The organism is Anoxybacillus pushchinoensis (genome assembly GCF_900111795.1).
Lineage (GTDB): Bacteria > Bacillota > Bacilli > Bacillales > Anoxybacillaceae > Anoxybacillus > Anoxybacillus pushchinoensis.
Map to the genome: position 1 here is coordinate 1 of NZ_FOJQ01000107.1, position 1,939 is coordinate 1,939.

The 1,939-nt window shown below is 38.1% G+C and carries 1 protein-coding gene and 1 pseudogene; one reads left to right on the forward strand and one right to left on the reverse strand.

Going from position 1 to position 1,939, the window contains the following annotated elements:
- Window positions 1–111: 111 nt before the first annotated feature.
- Window positions 112–790: pseudogene (locus tag BM213_RS14315) on the reverse strand (MgtC/SapB family protein).
- Window positions 791–838: 48 nt separating this feature from the next.
- Here BM213_RS14315 and BM213_RS14320 point away from each other — a divergent pair.
- Window positions 839–1,723: a DMT family transporter gene (locus tag BM213_RS14320; protein WP_143091223.1), complete on the forward strand. Its 885-nt coding sequence runs from the start codon at window positions 839–841 to the stop codon at window positions 1,721–1,723.
- Window positions 1,724–1,939 lie beyond the last annotated feature (216 nt).

The following is a 1,939-nucleotide window of genomic DNA, read 5'->3' on the forward strand; positions in this document are numbered from 1 at the left end:
TTTTCTCTCCGTTCCCCTATTTTCTCTTTGTATTTATTCGCCGTGGAACGGGAGAAAACCTTTATTTCAATTTATATATATATGCTAATCTAAATGATAATCATTTTCAAGTTAAATATTTTCAATATCGACACCGCGAATTGAAGGGATTTGATGAATAAACTCGTATACGTCTGTTGTTGCCCGTTTTTGATCGACAGATACTTTTAATTCAACAAAGTGGTTCCCGTTATCCAAATCTTTAATGCGCACGGTTTTAATGCGAATGTTTTTTTGTCTGATGCTTTCGATTACTTCTGAAATTTTTGTTGCATCTAATACAATCAGTTTGACAGAAAGTTCTTTTTCTCTCAGTTGTTTTGGTCCGAAGACGGTTGTTACAAGCGGGATGAGCTCAACGCTAGCGATAAGAAAGATAACACCGAGAATAGCTTCAATATAAAAGTTTGCTCCAACAGCAACACCGACACCAGCTGCTCCCCAAATAAGCGCAGCGGTTGTCAAACCGGAAATGCTGTCGTTTCCGCGTCGGAGGATAACACCTGCACCAAGAAAACCGATGCCAGATACAATTTGGGCAGCGAGGCGAAGCGGATCCATATTTATATGATCGCTTTTTTGGAAACGTGTATGCCGATTCAATCGAAACGATCGTTAACAAACAACTTACAATCGAAATGACAAGACATGTTTTAAGGCCGACCGGCTTTCGTTTTAATTCTCGTTCTAGGCCAATGATGAGCCCTAGAACAGCAGAGATTCCGAGTTTCATGAGCACATGAGCGTCCATAAGACATTCCCCCTTTTCTTCATAAGTATATTCGAAAGGATGATGAACATGAAGGCGTATATCGCACTAATTATTGGGGCGCTTTCTATTTCTACATCAGCTATTTTTGTTAAATTTACAGATGCCCCGTCGTCTGTCATTGCATTTTATCGTCTCTTTTTTGCAGTTGTTTTCATGACCCCGTTGTTTGCTGTAAGACATGTAAAGGAAACGAAGTTAATGAATAAAAAGGACTGGGCTTTCGCGGTGTTGTCTGGTGCGTTACTTGCCTTCCATTTTATTCTTTGGTTTGAATCGCTTCGTTACACATCTGTTGCAAGCTCTGTTGTTTTAGTTACGCTACAACCGATATTTGCTTTTGTGGGTGGTTTTTTCTTTTTTAAAGAAAAGATTACAATGAGTGAATGGGTTAGTGCGCTACTTGCGATTTTAGGTAGTGTCGTTATTAGTTGGGGTGATTTTCGGGTAAGTGGCGAAGCGCTTTATGGTGATATGCTTGCATTAATTGCATGTGCTATGGTAACAGGTTATTGGCTAGTTGGTCAACATTTACGAAAGCAATTTTCTCTAATTGCGTATACGTACATTGTCTACGGAATTGCTTCGATCGTGTTAGGTGGATATGTGGCGTTATTTCGTTATTCATTTTTTTCGTATGATAGAGACGATTGGTTGTATTTTATTTTGTTAGCTGTCATTCCAACGTTGTTTGGTCATTCTCTTTTTAATTGGGCGATGAAATGGGTAAATGCAGCAATGGTGTCGATGGCTATTTTACTTGAGCCAATTGGAGCGATCATATTGGCTTATATATGGTTAGATGAGAAAGTTTATTTGTCACAAGCAATCGGCTCTTTTTTTATTATTGTCGGAATAGGAGCGTATATGTTCGGGAAGCATGTAAAAAGAATTAAAAAAAATAGTTGCGTTTAAAAAAAGAACGTGCTATAGTATAAAGCGTCGCTGTTATGATGAGATAACAAAAAAATATAAAAAATGTTATTGACACAAAGAGAATGATATGTTAAATTAAGAAAGTCGCTTAAACAGCGATAAAGATGTTCCTTGAAAACTGAACGAAGCGAAAAGCGTAAAGAAGCTAGAGATGTGAACTTTCTATGGAGAGTTTGATCCTGGCTCAGGACGAAC